This is a genomic window from Streptomyces barringtoniae (assembly GCF_020819595.1).
In the GTDB taxonomy this organism is placed as follows: Bacteria; Actinomycetota; Actinomycetes; order Streptomycetales; family Streptomycetaceae; genus Streptomyces; species Streptomyces barringtoniae.
In genome coordinates this window covers 386169-399497 of record NZ_JAJHNP010000002.1, presented here as the reverse complement: position 1 = coordinate 399497, position 13329 = coordinate 386169, and the positions used below count along the sequence as shown (strand labels likewise).

Sequence of the window (13329 nt, the reverse complement as noted above, 5' to 3'; positions counted from 1 at the left end):
GGGCGCTACCGTTACCGCCGGAACCTACCCTTCCCCTCTCCTTCGTCATGCACCCGACAGTGTTGCTCCCGTCACATGACGCACATGGGACAACCACATCTCAGCTGTCACACGCGGAAGATGTCCAGGAAGGTGCTCCAGAAGCCCTTCTTCCTGGCCGGCTCCTGGCGGGCGGCGGCGCCCGGTGCCGCCGGAAGCGGCTGCTCCCCCGGGGCGGGGACGGTCCGGCTCTGCAGCGCGGAGGCGATGTGGGTGGCCGGTGCCGGGCTGAAGGCGACGGGCAGCGCGACCAGCGCCCGGTGGAACGGGCCCGGCCGCCATTCCAGGTCCTTCTCGGGGACTGCCAGCATCAGGTCGGGCAGGGCGTTGAGCAGTTTCTCGATCGCGGTGACGGCGATGACCTGCGCCGGGTCCTTGGCCGGGCAAGCGTGCGGACCGGCTCCCCAGCCCAGGTGGGCGCCCTTGCTGTGCTTGCGGCGGGCCTCGGTGAGCGCGGGGTCGGTGTTGGCGGCGGCGAAGCTGATGACGACCGGCGTGCCCGCCTCGGCCACCACTCCCCCGAGGTCCACGTCCTGGACCGGGTAGTGGGTGGCGTAGTTGGCGATGGGCGTCTGGTTCCACAGCACGTGGTCGATCGCCTCCTCGATCAGCAGCCCGGAGTCGCGTCCGCTGGTGTCGGGGGACAGCAGCAGGAGCAGGGCGTTGCCGATCAGGTTGCGCTCGGGCTCCACGCCGGCGCCCATGAGCATCACCAGCTGGTCCTTGAGCTCCTCGTCGGTCAGTCCCGCGGGGTGCTGGATCAGCCAGGAGGTGACGTCGTCGCCGGGCTGCCGGCGTTTGAGGGCGATCAGCTGCATGAGGCAGGCGGTGAGCTCCTCGTTGGCGCGCAGGGCGTCCTTGCCGTCGAAGATGGCCGACATGGAGCTGGTGAGGGTGTCACCGATGTCCGCCGGGCAGCCGAACAGCTTGTTGAAGAGCAGCAGCGGCAGCAGTTTGGCGTAGTCGTTGAGGAGGTCGGCACGGCCGCGCTCGCAGAACTGGTCGATGAGGTAGTCGGCGAGGGGCTCGACGTCGCGCCGGATCCGGGTGATGTTGAGCCGGGCCAGGCTGTCCGTGACGGCCTTGCGCAGCCTGAGGTGCACCGCGCCGTCGGTGAACAGGCAGTTGGGCCGGTAGGCCATCATCGGCAGGACCGGATGGTCCAGGGGTATGTGCCCTTGGGTCAGCGCCTTCCAGCGGCGGGAGTCCCGGGCGAAGAGCGTGGTGTTCTGCAGCACGCGCAGGGCCGTCTCGTGACCGACGACCAGTGTGGCGTCGATGCCGGGGGCGAGTTCGACCGGTCCGGCCGGACCGTGGGCGCGCAACCGGTCGTAGACCTGGTGGGGGTCGGCGGCGAACGCGGCGTCGTGCATGGGGCATCTGGCGCCGGCGGGGGCGGGGACTGACTGGCGGTCCATGGGGTTCCTTCTGCTGGCTCCGGGCCGGTGGTCCGGGGGGAGACGGTCCGGGCGGATGGGCGGGTCAGGCGGCTCGGGTGAGCAGGTGACGGACGAGCGCGATCAGCGCGTGGGCGGAGGACTGCCGGTCGCGGGCGTCGCAGTAGATCACGGGGGTGTCCGGGAGCAGGTCGAGGGCCTCGCGCACCTCCGCCTCCTCGTAGACCGTGCCCGGGTCGAAGCCGTTGACCGCGATGGCGTACTCGAGGCCGTACCGCTCGACGAGGTCGATGACGGGGAAGGTCTCCTCCAGCCGGGCCGGGTCGACCAGGAGCAGTGCCCCCAGCGCGCCGCGGGCCATGTCCTCCCACAACTGCATGAAACGCTGCTGTCCCGGGGTGCCGAACAGGTACAGCACGAGGTCGTCGCTGAGCGTGAGGCGGCCGAAGTCCAGGGCCACGGTGGTGGTGGTCTTGTCCGTCACGCCCCTGAGGTCGTCCACGTGGAGGGACGCCTGCGTCATCTTCTCCTCGGTGCGCAGCGGGGTGATCTCCGACAGCGAGCCGATGAAGGTCGTCTTGCCCACGGCGAAATGCCCGACGACAAGGATCTTGGCAGCGTTGGTCACCGCGCTGGAGACGTAGATGGATCCAGGGGCCGTCTCAGCCGATGAGGGATTGGAGTCCATTCAGAACCTTCTCGAGGGTCGCTCTGTCAACGTTCTGAGCCCGGGGCGGCTCGGCGCGGCGCAGGAGGTGGCCCTGCTCGGATAAATCGGTCAGCAGCAGCCTGGCCACCCCCACCGGCAGGCCCACGTGGCCCGCGACCTCGGCGACCGACAGGTAGCCGCCCGCGCACAGCTGCCAGATCGCCATCACCTCGGGGCCGGCCCCCAGCGGAGGGGTCCGCTCGGGAGCCAGGGTGACGAGGGTGTGCAGCGCCAGGTCGTCCGCGGCCGGCAGGCTCCGCCCGCCGGTGATGACGTAGGAGCGGACGAACTCGCTGGTGACGGAGGCCTCCTCGCCGGGCCTGGTCATACCCCGGCACCGTTCTCCGAGCGCGGCCCCACACTCATCGCCTTGCTCAGGGCGGCCACCGTCTTCTGCATGCGGAAGGACACGGCCTCCATGTCGACGTCCAGCGCGGCCGACACGGCGAGGTACGCGCCCTGGCCGGCGGCGATCAGGAAGATCCAGCCGCCGTCGTACTCCAGCAGCGTCTGCTTCCAGATTCCGTGTCCCGCTCCCACGAACCCCGCGACGGCACGGCTCAGCGACTGCATCGAGCTCATCGCGGCGGCGTTCGTCTCGGCATCGTCGCGCGCGATGTCGTCCGAGCGCTGCAGCAGCAGGCCGTCTCCCGAGACGAGGATCGCGTGCCGGGCTCCGCGTACTTCGAGCACGTCGTTCAGCACCCAGGACAGGTCGATCTTCACTGGTTGTCAGGTCCTTCCGTGGTCTGCGTGGTCCGCCCGAGCTGAGTTCCGCGCGCGAACGCCCCGATCCGCGACGCCGTCACCTCGCTGGCCGGCTCGGCAGCCCCCTCCTGGCCGGCGGTGTCGGGGGCCGGGACCACGGTGACGGAGCCGCTGCGCCGCCGGCGTTTGGGCAGACCTCCCGAGGTCGTTCCCACCACGTGCGAGGGGCCGACGACGGGGACCGGCGCCAGTCGCTGGGGCGCGGCCTCCGGGGCCGCGGCGTCCTGGTCGTCCAGGGCGCCGGCCGCCGGGGCAGGAGTGTCGGCCGAGAGGAGACTTTCGGGCACACGAATCACTGCACGCACTCCGCCGTAGGGGGAAACGGAACCGACGGAGACGGCGAAGCCGTAGCGGGCGGCGAGCATGCCGCACACGGCGAAGCCGAACCGCGGCGGATCGCCGAGACCGGTGATGTCGACGGGACCGTCCACGGACAGCAGGGCCGCCGCCCGGTCCTTGGTCTCCTGGTCCATGCCCAGTCCGGCGTCGTCGACGATGTAGCAGACCCCGGTCGGCACGGTCTGGATGTTGACCTCGACCGGCGTTCCGGGCGCGCTGTAGGTCGTCGCGTTGTCCAGCAGTTCGGCCAGTACGACGGCCACCGGCTCGACCGCCTTGCCGACGAGGGAGACGTTGACCTGCGAGTGGACGCTGACCCGGTCGAAGTCCTTGATCCTGCCCTGGGCGCTGCGGGCGACGTCGTAGACCGTGGCGGCGCCCTCGCGCCGGCCCAGCCATCCGCCGCACAGCACGGAGATGCCCTTGGCCCGGCGGCCGAACTGGCTGCCGGTGTGGTCGACCGTCATCAGGTCGGCCAGGACGTCCGTGGTGTCGCCGTACTTCCTCAGCAGGCTGTCCAGGAGGACCTGCTGTTCCTCGGCGAGCGACTGGAGGGTGCCCATCGCGGACTTCAGCACCGCCTTGGTCGAAGCCTCCGCGTCGGCCCGTACGTCGGCCAGGTCACGCTGATGCTGTGCGGTCAGCGCGGCGATGTGCGTGTGGAGCTGCCCGACGTCGCCGCGGGCCTGTCCCAGTCCTGCCTCGAGATCCTTTCTCGTTCTTCGGAGCGCCATGTTGGTTCTCCGGGCCCGCATCACTGCGACGACCGCAGCGACGAGCACCACCAGCAAGATCCACAGCAGTGGATCCGTGGTCAATGACGTCATGAGACTCTCTTCAAGTCGCATCGCGCCCGGGATCGTGCGAGCGCGATGGTGCCTTTGAGACTGTCCCCCCGTACGCGTTCATGACACGCCGTCAGCCCACCGAAAAGTGGGATGATCTTATCAGTCGTACAGGCGCAACCGCCTTGCCCAGAACCCCAATTGAGACGTCACCAAACCCTCACCACCCCGTCACCCGCCCGTTGGGCACCGGCCGCCGGAGCGACGGGGACCGGCTCAGTCCGGCCACACACCCGTGGCCAGCAGGGTCTCGATCGCCGCCGTGTACGGCGTGATGTCCAGGCCCTGCCCGGCGAGCCAGGCGTCGGAGTAGTACTTGTCGAGGTAGCGGTCGCCCGGGTCGCACAGCAGGGTGACGACACTGCCCCGGCGGCCCTCGGCCACCATCTCGGAGACGATCTTCAGCGCGCTCCACAGCCCGGTGCCCGTGGAGCCGCCCGCCTTGCGGCCGATGGCCCGCTCCAGGGCCCGTACGGCGGCGACGCTCGCCGCGTCGGGGACCTTCATCATCCGGTCGATCGCCCCGGGCACGAAGCTCGGCTCCATGCGCGGCCGCCCGATGCCCTCGATCCGCGAGCCGCAGTCGCAGGTGACGTCCGGATCGCCGGTGGTCCAGCCCTCGAAGAAGCAGGAGTTGTCCGGATCGGCGACGCAGATACGGGTGTCGTACTGCATGTAGTGGACATAGCGCGCGAGGGTCGCGGACGTGCCGCCGGTGCCGGCGGTGGCGACGATCCAGGCCGGCTCCGGGAACCGCTCCAACTCCAGCTGGCGGAAGATCGATTCGGCGATGTTGTTGTTGCCGCGCCAGTCCGTGGCCCGCTCGGCGTAGGTGAACTGGTCCATGTAGTGGCCGCCGGTGTCCACCGCGAGGCGGGCGGACTCCTCGTACATCTTCCGCGAGTCGTCCACGAAGTGGCACTGTCCGCCGTGGAACTCGATGAGGCGGCACTTCTCGGCGCTCGTCGTGCGGGGCATGACCGCGATGAAGGGCACGCCGATCAGCTTGGCGAAGTAGGCCTCGGAGACGGCGGTGGAGCCGCTGGAGGCCTCGATGACCGGGCGGCCGGGGCGGATCCAGCCATTGCAGAGGCCGTACAGGAACAGGGAGCGGGCGAGGCGATGCTTGAGGCTTCCGGTGGGGTGGGTCGACTCGTCCTTGAGGTAGAGGTCGATGCCCCAGTGCTCGGGGAGGGGGAAGCGCAGCAGGTGCGTGTCCGCCGATCGGTTGGCGTCGGCCTGGACCTTGCGGACGGCCTCTTTCAGCCAGTTGCGGTAGGCGGCGTCGCTGCGGTCGACGTCGAGGGTGGCGCCGGTCCGGGTCTGGTCGGTGGTGCTCACGGCGGTGCTCCTTACGCTGGGCGCCGACGACGCCTGACGCGGCCGGCATCTCGAGCATAGGCATCTTTCACACCGCTTCCCACCTGCATAAACGCATCTTTGAGCCACCCAAAGCGGCCCTGGGGCCCATGGCGTGGGGGGCATGCGGGGGCGCATTGGCGGGAGTGCTCCGGGCGGCTTGGGCGGCCGCCTCGCGCGTACTGGTGCTCCCGGCCGCATCGGGGCAGACTGCACGCGACGGGACGATCGTCCCGAACGCAGGCGCACGCCGTCACCGGACGCGGGCGCACACCGGATCGGACGCGAGCGCACACTGGATCGCGGAAGCACACGGGCAAGGGGGCGGCGAAGGATGGCGGAGCCGGAGTTCACAGCCACGGGCGTGCGGATCGGCAAGCGGCTGCGTTCGCTCACCCGGGCCGGTCAGGTCCGGATCAACGACGGCAGGCTGGAGTTGCTCACCAGCTACGGCAGCGAGATCGACAGTGCCCCTGTGCAGGCGGTGCGCGCGTCCAGGCCGTGGTTCCGGCCGGACGACAAGGCGTTGGCCGATCTCAACGGCAAGCGGTACCTGCTGACGCTGGGCGAGCACGACCCCGCACCGGGCGAGCCGGGTCCGCCCGCGGCACGGCGGTTCATCGAGGCGGTGCGCCGGGCCGCCGGACGCGGCCGCTGAAGGCCGTACGGCCGCCGGCCGGGGAACGGCCGGTCGCATTACTCCGAGCAGCGGTCCGTCGCGGCGAGTTGCGGGACCGCATCCGCTGCGTCACGCTGGTCTCACGTCACTCTGGGTTTACCGGCGATAACGCTGCGAACCAGCCCGCCGGCCACGACAGCAGGCGGACGTTTGGACGCAAGCACCCTGCTGGATCCGTTGTTCTCCGTGTTCTTCCGGTCCTGTCGGACCTCTACATCGGGGAGTCGCAGCCGTGATCAGTCACCCAAGCAGGCACTGCACGGTGGAGCTCCAAGCCCTGCCGTCGCGGATCGGCCAGGTCCGCAGAATCGTATCTGCGCAGTTGCGCTACTGGCACATGGACGCGTTGATAGACCGGGCCGCGCTCGGTGTGACGGAGCTGCTCAGCAACGTCCACCGGCATGCCAGGCCCGACAAGTCGTGCACGGTCGAGCTGGAGCTGGCGCCGGACCGGCTCACGGTCTCGGTGCGCGACAACGACCCACGGCTTCCGGTGCCGGCCGACGTCGCGGACCTGCCGGACGGTGGCCCGCTGGCGACCTGCGGGCGAGGGCTGGCGATGGTGGCGGCGGTCAGCGAGAGCTGGGGCGCCCGGCCGGACGGCGAGAACGGCAAGGTCGTCTGGTTCACGCTGCCCGCCCCTGCGGTGGTACGACCGCAACCGGCCCACGCCCCGCGCCGCGCCGCCGAGGTACGGCCGGCGCCCGAGCCCGTCCGCGTCGGCGTGGCGGCCAAGGCTCCGGCGGGGACGCCCGTCGGCGCCGGGGTCGCGCTGGGTGCCGAAGCGCCCCTCGCGGCGGCTCCGGCGGCGAGCGCGGCTCGCACTCCCGCTGGAGCGCAGGCTCCCGCCCGGTCGACCGTTGCCGGTTGACCGGGCGGTGACCCTGCCCGTGCCGGGGGCCGACGAGCGGCTCGCTGCCCGGCGCCGGCAGGGTACGGGAAGCGGCGGCTGGGCGGCGGGGGTTTCGCTTGCCGTCGCTGGCGCATGGCAACCGACGGCACTGCAACACCCTGAGGGGCGCGGGGAACTGCGCGACCAGCCACGACGCACCCGCACCCGCACCCGCACCCGCACCCGCACCCGCACCCGCGAACGGTCTCACGCGACCCAATGACTGGGCGCGCCCCGGCCGAAGCGACGCAGTCACTCCGTCGCGATGGCCCGCAGGACGTCCAGCCGGGCCGCCCGCCGCGCCGGGCGCAGGCCCGCCAACGCGCCGGCGGTGAGGCCGACGAGGGCCACCACCGCGAGCCGTGCGGGCGGGAGGGCGAAGGCGAACGCGGTGTCGCTCGCACCGTCGGACGCCTTCACCAGCACCCAGCCCAGGAAGGCACCGAGTCCGAGACCGCCGGCCGTGCCGAACGCGGCGACCAGGACCGACTCCCAGCGGACCATGGCCCGCAACTGCGCCCGGGTCTGGCCGACGGCGCGCAGCAGGCCGAGTTCCCGGGTGCGCTCGTGCAGCGCGAGGGTCAGCGTGTTGGCGATGCCGAGCAGGGCGATGACCACCGCGAGGGCGAGCAGCGCGTAGACGAGGGTCAGCATCATGTCGATGCCGCCCGCCGACGACTGCGCGTACTCGTCCCGGGTCTGCACGGACGGGTTGCCGTACCGCGCGGCGACCTTCCGTACGGCCGACTTGCCCGCGTCGGTGCCCACCCCGTGCTTGAAGGTGACGGCGATCACGGTGTCCGCGTCCTGGGTGCGGTGCGGAGCCCAGGCGGCACGGGTGATGACGTAGTCGCCGGCGAGTTCCGACTGGCCGTACACGGCACGGACGGTGAAGCCTTCGGTCCTGCCGTCGGTGAAGGTCAGCCTGGCCGTGTCACCGGTGTGCAGGTGCTGCCGGTCTGCCTCCTTCCGGGTGATGGCGATGCCGTCGGTGCCGAGGTCGCGCAGGGACCCGGTGACCGCACCGAGGTCGAAGGTGCGGGCGAGCGCGGACGGGTCGGTGACGGTCAACGCCCTTCCCCTGCCGTCCACTTCGGCGACGCCGCGCCCGAGCCCCACGGCCGTGTCCACCTGGGGCAGCCGCTGGAGCGCGGGGGCGAGCCGGGGACTGAGGCCGCTGCCGCCCGCGCCGAAGGACGGGCTGCTGACGGCGACGTCGCCGGCGAAGGACCGGGACACCGTCTGGTCCATCGTGGCCTTCAGCGAGGCGCCGAAGACGGTGAACAGCGACACGACGGCCACGCCGATCATCAGCGCGCTCGCGGTGGCCGCCGTCCGCTTCGGGCTGCGCAGGGCGTTGCGCCGGGCCAGGGAGCCGGTGACCCCGCGCAGCCGGTCCAGGGGGCCGCCGAGCAGTCGTACGGCCGTGGTGGCGGCGACCGGGCCGAGCACCACGAAGGCCGCCAGGGCGAGCAGTGCCCCGAGTCCCGCCAGCCACACGGACGGGGAGACGAGGACGCCGGTCAGGGTCGTGGCGAGCGCCAGCGCGCCGAGGACACTCCCGGCGATCGCACGGACCCGGGAGGCACCGGCGGTGTCGACGGCCGTCTCGCGCAGGGCGGCGAGCGGCGCCGTCCGTCCGGCGCGCCGAGCCGGCAGGAGTGCGGAGCCCAGGCAGACCACGATCCCCACCGCGAGCGGCAGCACCATCGACAGGGTCTTGATCACCAGGTTGCCGTCGGGGAACGGGAACCCGATCGCCGGGAACAGCGCCTGGAGGCCCGCGGCGACACCGATGCCGCCCGCGAGTCCGGCGAGGGACGCGGTGAGCGCGACCAGGCAGGCCTCGGCGAGGGCGGCGGCGGTCACCTGGCGGCGGGCCGCGCCGAGGGCGCGCAACAGGGCGTTCTCGCGGGTGCGTTGGGCGACCACGATGGCGAACGTGTTGTGGATGGAGAAGGTGGCGACGAGCAGGGCGACGCCGGAGAAGACCAGCAGGAAGGTGGTGAAGATGGTCAGGAACTGGCTGGAGATCATGTCGGTGTTCTCCTGCGCGGACTGCTGACCGGTGATGGCTTCAACCCCCTTGGGCAGCACCGGAGTCAGCCGGTGGACCAAGTCCCGCTGGCTGACTCCGGGTTCGGCCCGCACCGCGATGGACGCCGCCTGGCCGGGCCGCGCGGTGAGGTACTTCTCGGCGTCGGCCCGGGTCATGCCGGTGAACGTCACCTGGGCCATGCCGTCCTGACCGCCGAAGGTGGCGAGCCCGACGACGGTGACCCTCACCGGATCCGGGGTGCGCAGGATCGTGGTGTCACCGATCTTCAGACCGCCCTTCTTCGCGGCACCCCGGTTCACCACGACCTCGCCCGACTCGGCGGGAGCCCGGCCTTCGGCGAGCCGGTACGGGTTGAGGCGGGTGTCCGTGATCCAGTTCCCGGCGAGCGTGGGCGGTCCCTGGCCGCCGACCGGTTTGCCGTCGGAGCCGACGAGCTGGGCGGCGCCCTGGATGTTCGGGACCGCGGCGGCCACGCCGGGCACCCGCTCGACGGTCTTCACCAGCGAGGTGTCCACCGGCCGCCGTACGCCCTGGGCCTCGCCGGGTGTGGTGATGGCGTCGGCGCCGCGTACGACGGCGTCCGTACCGCTGGTGGCCTCGCCGAACATGCTGTCGAAGCCGGCGCGCAGCGTGTCGCCCATGACGAGGGTGCCGGCCAGGAAGGCGACGCCGAGGAACACGGCGAGGAAGGTGCCGGCGAACCGCCGACGGTGTGCGCGCAGGGAGGTGAGGCTGAGCCGGATGGAGGCGTTCATGACCGCACCTCGAAGGCCTTCATACGGTCCAGCACCTTGTCCGGCGTGGGCGACTCCATGCGGTCGACCAGTCGGCCGTCGGCGAGGAAGAGAACCTCGTCGGCGTGCGCGGCGGCCACCGGGTCGTGGGTGACCATGACGACCGTACGGTCCATGTCCCGCACGGCGGAGCCGAGGAGGCCGAGCACCTCGGCCCCCGAGCGGGAGTCGAGGTTTCCGGTCGGCTCGTCGGCGAACACGACGTCGGGCTTCCCGGCGAACGCCCGTGCCACGGCGACGCGCTGCTGCTGGCCGCCGGAGAGTTCCGAGGGACGGTGGTGCAGCCGGTCGCGCAGGCCGACGACGTCGACGAGCGCGTCGATCCACTCCCGGTCGCCGCGCCGGCCCGCCAGGTCCAGGGGCAGGGTGATGTTCTCCGCGACGGTCAGCGTCGGCACCAGGTTGAACGCCTGGAAGACGAAGCCGACCCGGTCCCGGCGCAGCAGGGTCAGGCGCCGGTCGTCCAGCGTGCCGAGTTCGGTGTCCCCGATGTAGGCGGCGCCGGAGGTGAGCGTGTCGAGGCCGGCCGCGCAGTGCATGAGGGTGGACTTGCCGGAGCCCGAGGGACCCATGATCGCCGTGAAGCGTCCGGCGGGAAAGGAGACGTCGACGCCGTCCAGGGCGCGTACGGCGGTGTCGCCACCGCCGTACACCTTCACCGCGTCCACCACGCGGGACGCGGCCCGCAGTGCGGTCGTCGCTGTCATGCCGCGCCTCCCTTGCCCGTAGGGCCGAACTGCTCCTCCAGGACGGACAGGCGGCGCCAGTACTCGTCCTCGTCGATCTCGCCGGAGGCGAAGCGGCGGCCGAGGACCGCGAGCGGCGAGTCACCGGCGGGGCGTGAGCCGTCCATGCGCCGCCAGGGGCCGCCGCGCCCGCGCACGCCGGTGCGGCGCAGGAAGGTGACGGCGCCGATCACGACGGCCGCCCAGATCAGCGGGAAGAACAGGATCCAGGGGCCGGGTCCGCCGCCGCCCCAGTCGGCCAGGGTCTGCATCTCGGTCATCTCCCTCGTCGGTGTCGTCGTCCCCGCTCTTCGGGGATGCCACGAGACTCCCTCCGGCAGGGGGTCCGGGTCGTCGTGCGGCCGGCGGCAGTGCGGGTACCTCCCGGGGAGTACGGCGGGGGCGGCGGGCTGCTCCATGGAGGCTCCCGGACACCTCCTGGGGAGGCCCGGAGGGCCCTGGGGACTGGCGACTGTAACTACCAGTATGTACAGTGATCACATGAGCACCTCGGAACGACTGATCGAGTCCACCCGTGAGCTGCTGTGGGAGCGCGGGTACGTGGGCACGAGCCCGAAGGCGATCCTGGAGCGCGCGGGCGCCGGCCAGGGCAGCATGTACCACCACTTCAAGGGCAAGCCGGATCTCGCCCTGGCGGCGATCCGGCGGACCGCACAGGAGTTGCGCGCCACCGCCGAGCGGGTCCTGGACGGGCCGGGCACACCGTACGAGCGCATCGAGGCGTACCTGCTGCGCGAGCGTGACGTGCTGCGCGGCTGCCCGGTCGGCCGGCTGACCATGGACCCCGACGTGATCGCGAGCGAGGAGCTGCGCGCGCCGGTCGACGAGACGATCGCCGCCATCCGCGAGCGGATCGCCGGGCTCGTCGAAGAGGGCAAGCGGCAGGGCCAGTTCGCGCCGCAGCTGGACGGCGAGGAGATCGGCGCGGCCGTCCTCGCCACCGTGCAGGGCGGCTACGTCCTCGCCCGTGCCTCCGGATCCCCCACCGCCTTCGACGCCGGGGTGCGCGGTCTGCTCTCCCTGCTCGCACCCCGAACTCCCTGACACCGGACGTGAGTTCAAGGGCTCATCACCAGACGGCGTCCCGAGACCCGGCAGGGCCCGGCGGAGAACTGAGACCGACGAGGCCTGGACCCTGAGACCTGAACTCTGAGACCTGAACTCTGAGACCTGAGACCTGAGACCCGCGAAAGGATCCGGGACATGCACGCCATGCAGTACGAGTTCACCCTGCCCGCGGACTACGACATGGGCGTCATCCGCTCCCGTGTCGCCCGCGTCGCGCATCTGCTGGACGACTGGGACGGCCTCGGCATCAAGACGTACGTGCTGCGCGAGCGCGGGGTGCACGGCTCGCCGGTGAACCAGTACGGGCCGTTCTACCTGTGGAACACCGTGGAGGGCATGAACAGCTTCCTGTGGGGAGGAGCCTTCCAGGGGCCGGTCGACGACTTCGGGCGGCCGGCGATCCGGCAGTGGACGGGCCTGGCGTTCGAGGAGGGCACCGCGACCGGGGCCGCGCCCGCCTTCGCCGTACGGCGGCGTCAACCGGTCCCGGAAGGCGTGGAGTTGGCGGCGTTCATGGCGGACGCGGCGGCCGAGACCGAGCGGCTCGCCGCGGAGGACGGTGCGGTCCTCGCTGCGGCGGCCGTCGACACGCGCGCGTGGGAGCTGGTCCACTTCTCGCTCTGGGAGCACGACACGCCCAAGGCCGACGGGGACCTCTACCAGGTGCTGCACCTGTCCGCGCCCGGCCGGGACCGGCTCCCGCGCGGACGGCAGTGGTGAGCCACGTCCGTACGGTCCTCGGCGACATCCGGCCCGAGGAGCTGGGCGTGTGCGACGCGCACGACCATCTCTTTCTGCGCAGCCCGCAGTTGCCGGGCCAGGAGCTCGACGACCTGGCGGCGGCGCGAGCCGAGCTGGCCGCGTTCCGGGCGGCGGGCGGAGCGGCCGTCGTGCAGTGGACGCCGTACGGAATGGGGCGGCGGGCGGCGGACCTGCCGGAGCTGTCCCGGGCCACCGGGGTGCGGCTGGTCTGCGCCACGGGACTGCACCAGGCCGCGCACTACGACCCCGGGTTGCTCGACAGGCTGCGCGGCGACGGCCTGGCCGGGCTGTTCGTTTCCGAGCTGACCGACGGCATCGGCACGACCGGGGTGCGTGCCGGTCTGATCAAGGTGGCGGGCGGCTTCCACACGCTCGACGCGCACGCCCACTGGACCATGCGGGCGGCGGCCGAGGCGCACCACGCCACCGGCGCGCCCATCGCCGTCCACCTGGAGCTGGGCACCGCCGCGCTGGACGTACTCGACCTGCTGTGCGGCGAGTTGGGCGTGCCCGGCGAGCGGGTGATCCTGGGCCATGCGAACCGCTTCCCCGACCCGGTCGTGCAGCGTCAGGCCGCCGGGTCGGGCTGCTGGCTGGCCTTCGACGGGCCCTCCCGCGCCCATCACGCCACCGACTGGCGGATGCCGGAGGCGGTACGGGCCCTGGCGGAGGCCGGCTTCGGTGACCGGCTGCTGCTCGGCGGCGACACGGTGGTCGCCGGGGCCCGCTCGGTCGACGGCGGGCCCGGGATGCCGTATCTGCTGCGCAGGGTGCGGGCACGGCTGGCGGCCGAGTTGGGCGCGGAGCCGGTGGACCGGATCCTCGACGAGCATCCTGGGCGGGCGTTCGCGGCCGACTGGAAGTGAGCCCCGT

The 13329-nt window shown here is 71.9% G+C and carries 14 protein-coding genes; 5 read left to right on the top strand and 9 right to left on the bottom strand.

Annotated elements, in window-relative coordinates; all coding sequences use genetic code 11:
* Positions 1 to 107: 107 nt before the first annotated feature.
* The 6 genes from LMU33_RS04180 to LMU33_RS04155 form a co-directional block, all read right to left on the bottom strand.
* On the bottom strand, positions 108 to 1412 hold the full coding sequence (locus tag LMU33_RS04180; protein WP_228617635.1) for a cytochrome P450 family protein: 1305 nt from the start codon (positions 1410 to 1412) through the stop codon (positions 108 to 110).
* Between the two features lie 109 nt (positions 1413 to 1521).
* Complete coding sequence (locus tag LMU33_RS04175) at positions 1522 to 2124, bottom strand: GTP-binding protein (RefSeq protein WP_228617441.1); 603 nt, start codon at positions 2122 to 2124, stop codon at positions 1522 to 1524.
* A complete protein-coding gene (locus tag LMU33_RS04170) occupies positions 2099 to 2473 on the bottom strand; it encodes a DUF742 domain-containing protein (RefSeq protein ID WP_228617440.1) in 375 nt (124 codons plus the stop codon). The genes LMU33_RS04175 and LMU33_RS04170 overlap by 26 nt, the downstream gene beginning before the upstream one ends.
* On the bottom strand, positions 2470 to 2871 hold the full coding sequence (locus LMU33_RS04165; protein WP_228617438.1) for a roadblock/LC7 domain-containing protein: 402 nt from the start codon (positions 2869 to 2871) through the stop codon (positions 2470 to 2472). The genes LMU33_RS04170 and LMU33_RS04165 overlap by 4 nt, the downstream gene beginning before the upstream one ends.
* Positions 2868 to 4079, bottom strand: coding sequence for an ATP-binding protein (locus LMU33_RS04160; protein WP_228617437.1), 1212 nt, complete (start codon positions 4077 to 4079; stop codon positions 2868 to 2870). The genes LMU33_RS04165 and LMU33_RS04160 overlap by 4 nt, the downstream gene beginning before the upstream one ends.
* Positions 4080 to 4313: 234 nt before the next feature.
* Positions 4314 to 5438 carry a PLP-dependent cysteine synthase family protein gene (locus tag LMU33_RS04155; protein WP_228617435.1) on the bottom strand — a complete coding sequence of 375 codons (1125 nt, stop codon included), beginning with the start codon at positions 5436 to 5438 and terminating at the stop codon, positions 4314 to 4316.
* Positions 5439 to 5790: 352 nt separating this feature from the next.
* Here LMU33_RS04155 and LMU33_RS04150 point away from each other — a divergent pair, with 352 nt between their 5' ends.
* Together LMU33_RS04150 and LMU33_RS04145 are read left to right on the top strand one after the other, a co-directional pair.
* On the top strand, positions 5791 to 6114 hold the full coding sequence (locus LMU33_RS04150; RefSeq protein WP_228617434.1) for a hypothetical protein: 324 nt from the start codon (positions 5791 to 5793) through the stop codon (positions 6112 to 6114).
* A gap of 253 nt (positions 6115 to 6367) precedes the next feature.
* On the top strand, positions 6368 to 7006 hold the full coding sequence (locus LMU33_RS04145) for an ATP-binding protein (protein ID WP_228617432.1): 639 nt from the start codon (positions 6368 to 6370) through the stop codon (positions 7004 to 7006).
* Positions 7007 to 7279: 273 nt separating this feature from the next.
* Here LMU33_RS04145 and LMU33_RS04140 read toward each other — a convergent pair whose 3' ends face one another.
* Genes LMU33_RS04140 through LMU33_RS04130 form a run of 3 tightly spaced genes read right to left on the bottom strand, consistent with a single transcriptional unit; the run spans position 7280 to position 10877 of the window.
* Positions 7280 to 9841 (bottom strand): ABC transporter permease, encoded by a 2562-nt coding sequence (locus LMU33_RS04140; protein WP_228617430.1) that lies wholly within the window; start codon positions 9839 to 9841, stop codon positions 7280 to 7282.
* Positions 9838 to 10587: an ABC transporter ATP-binding protein gene (locus LMU33_RS04135; protein ID WP_228617429.1), complete on the bottom strand. Its 750-nt coding sequence runs from the start codon at positions 10585 to 10587 to the stop codon at positions 9838 to 9840. The genes LMU33_RS04140 and LMU33_RS04135 overlap by 4 nt, the downstream gene beginning before the upstream one ends.
* A complete protein-coding gene (locus LMU33_RS04130; protein WP_228617634.1) occupies positions 10584 to 10877 on the bottom strand; it encodes an SHOCT domain-containing protein in 294 nt (97 codons plus the stop codon). The genes LMU33_RS04135 and LMU33_RS04130 overlap by 4 nt, the downstream gene beginning before the upstream one ends.
* Before the next feature lie 229 nt (positions 10878 to 11106).
* Here LMU33_RS04130 and LMU33_RS04125 point away from each other — a divergent pair, with 229 nt between their 5' ends.
* The 3 genes from LMU33_RS04125 (at position 11107) to LMU33_RS04115 (ending at position 13322) form a co-directional block, all read left to right on the top strand.
* Positions 11107 to 11670 carry a TetR/AcrR family transcriptional regulator gene (locus tag LMU33_RS04125; protein WP_228617427.1) on the top strand — a complete coding sequence of 188 codons (564 nt, stop codon included), beginning with the start codon at positions 11107 to 11109 and terminating at the stop codon, positions 11668 to 11670.
* A gap of 159 nt (positions 11671 to 11829) precedes the next feature.
* Positions 11830 to 12414: a DUF4865 family protein gene (locus tag LMU33_RS04120; RefSeq protein WP_228617426.1), complete on the top strand. Its 585-nt coding sequence runs from the start codon at positions 11830 to 11832 to the stop codon at positions 12412 to 12414.
* On the top strand, positions 12411 to 13322 hold the full coding sequence (locus LMU33_RS04115; protein ID WP_228617424.1) for a phosphotriesterase family protein: 912 nt from the start codon (positions 12411 to 12413) through the stop codon (positions 13320 to 13322). The genes LMU33_RS04120 and LMU33_RS04115 overlap by 4 nt, the downstream gene beginning before the upstream one ends.
* The last annotated feature ends 7 nt before the right edge of the window (positions 13323 to 13329 follow it).

Bases quoted from the DNA above. Each gene is read 5' to 3' on its own strand.
- LMU33_RS04140 (WP_228617430.1), bottom strand. From the start codon at position 9,841: ATGAACGCCTCCATCCGGCTCAGCCTCACCTCCCTGCGCGCACACCGT.
- LMU33_RS04125 (WP_228617427.1), top strand. From the start codon at position 11,107: ATGAGCACCTCGGAACGACTGATCGAGTCCACCCGTGAGCTGCTGTGG.
- LMU33_RS04130 (WP_228617634.1), bottom strand. From the start codon at position 10,877: ATGCAGACCCTGGCCGACTGGGGCGGCGGCGGACCCGGCCCCTGGATC.
- LMU33_RS04175 (WP_228617441.1), bottom strand. From the start codon at position 2,124: ATGGACTCCAATCCCTCATCGGCTGAGACGGCCCCTGGATCCATCTAC.
- LMU33_RS04170 (WP_228617440.1), bottom strand. From the start codon at position 2,473: ATGACCAGGCCCGGCGAGGAGGCCTCCGTCACCAGCGAGTTCGTCCGC.
- LMU33_RS04150 (WP_228617434.1), top strand. From the start codon at position 5,791: ATGGCGGAGCCGGAGTTCACAGCCACGGGCGTGCGGATCGGCAAGCGG.
- LMU33_RS04180 (WP_228617635.1), bottom strand. From the start codon at position 1,412: ATGCACGACGCCGCGTTCGCCGCCGACCCCCACCAGGTCTACGACCGG.
- LMU33_RS04135 (WP_228617429.1), bottom strand. From the start codon at position 10,587: ATGACAGCGACGACCGCACTGCGGGCCGCGTCCCGCGTGGTGGACGCG.
- LMU33_RS04120 (WP_228617426.1), top strand. From the start codon at position 11,830: ATGCACGCCATGCAGTACGAGTTCACCCTGCCCGCGGACTACGACATG.
- LMU33_RS04160 (WP_228617437.1), bottom strand. From the start codon at position 4,079: ATGACGTCATTGACCACGGATCCACTGCTGTGGATCTTGCTGGTGGTG.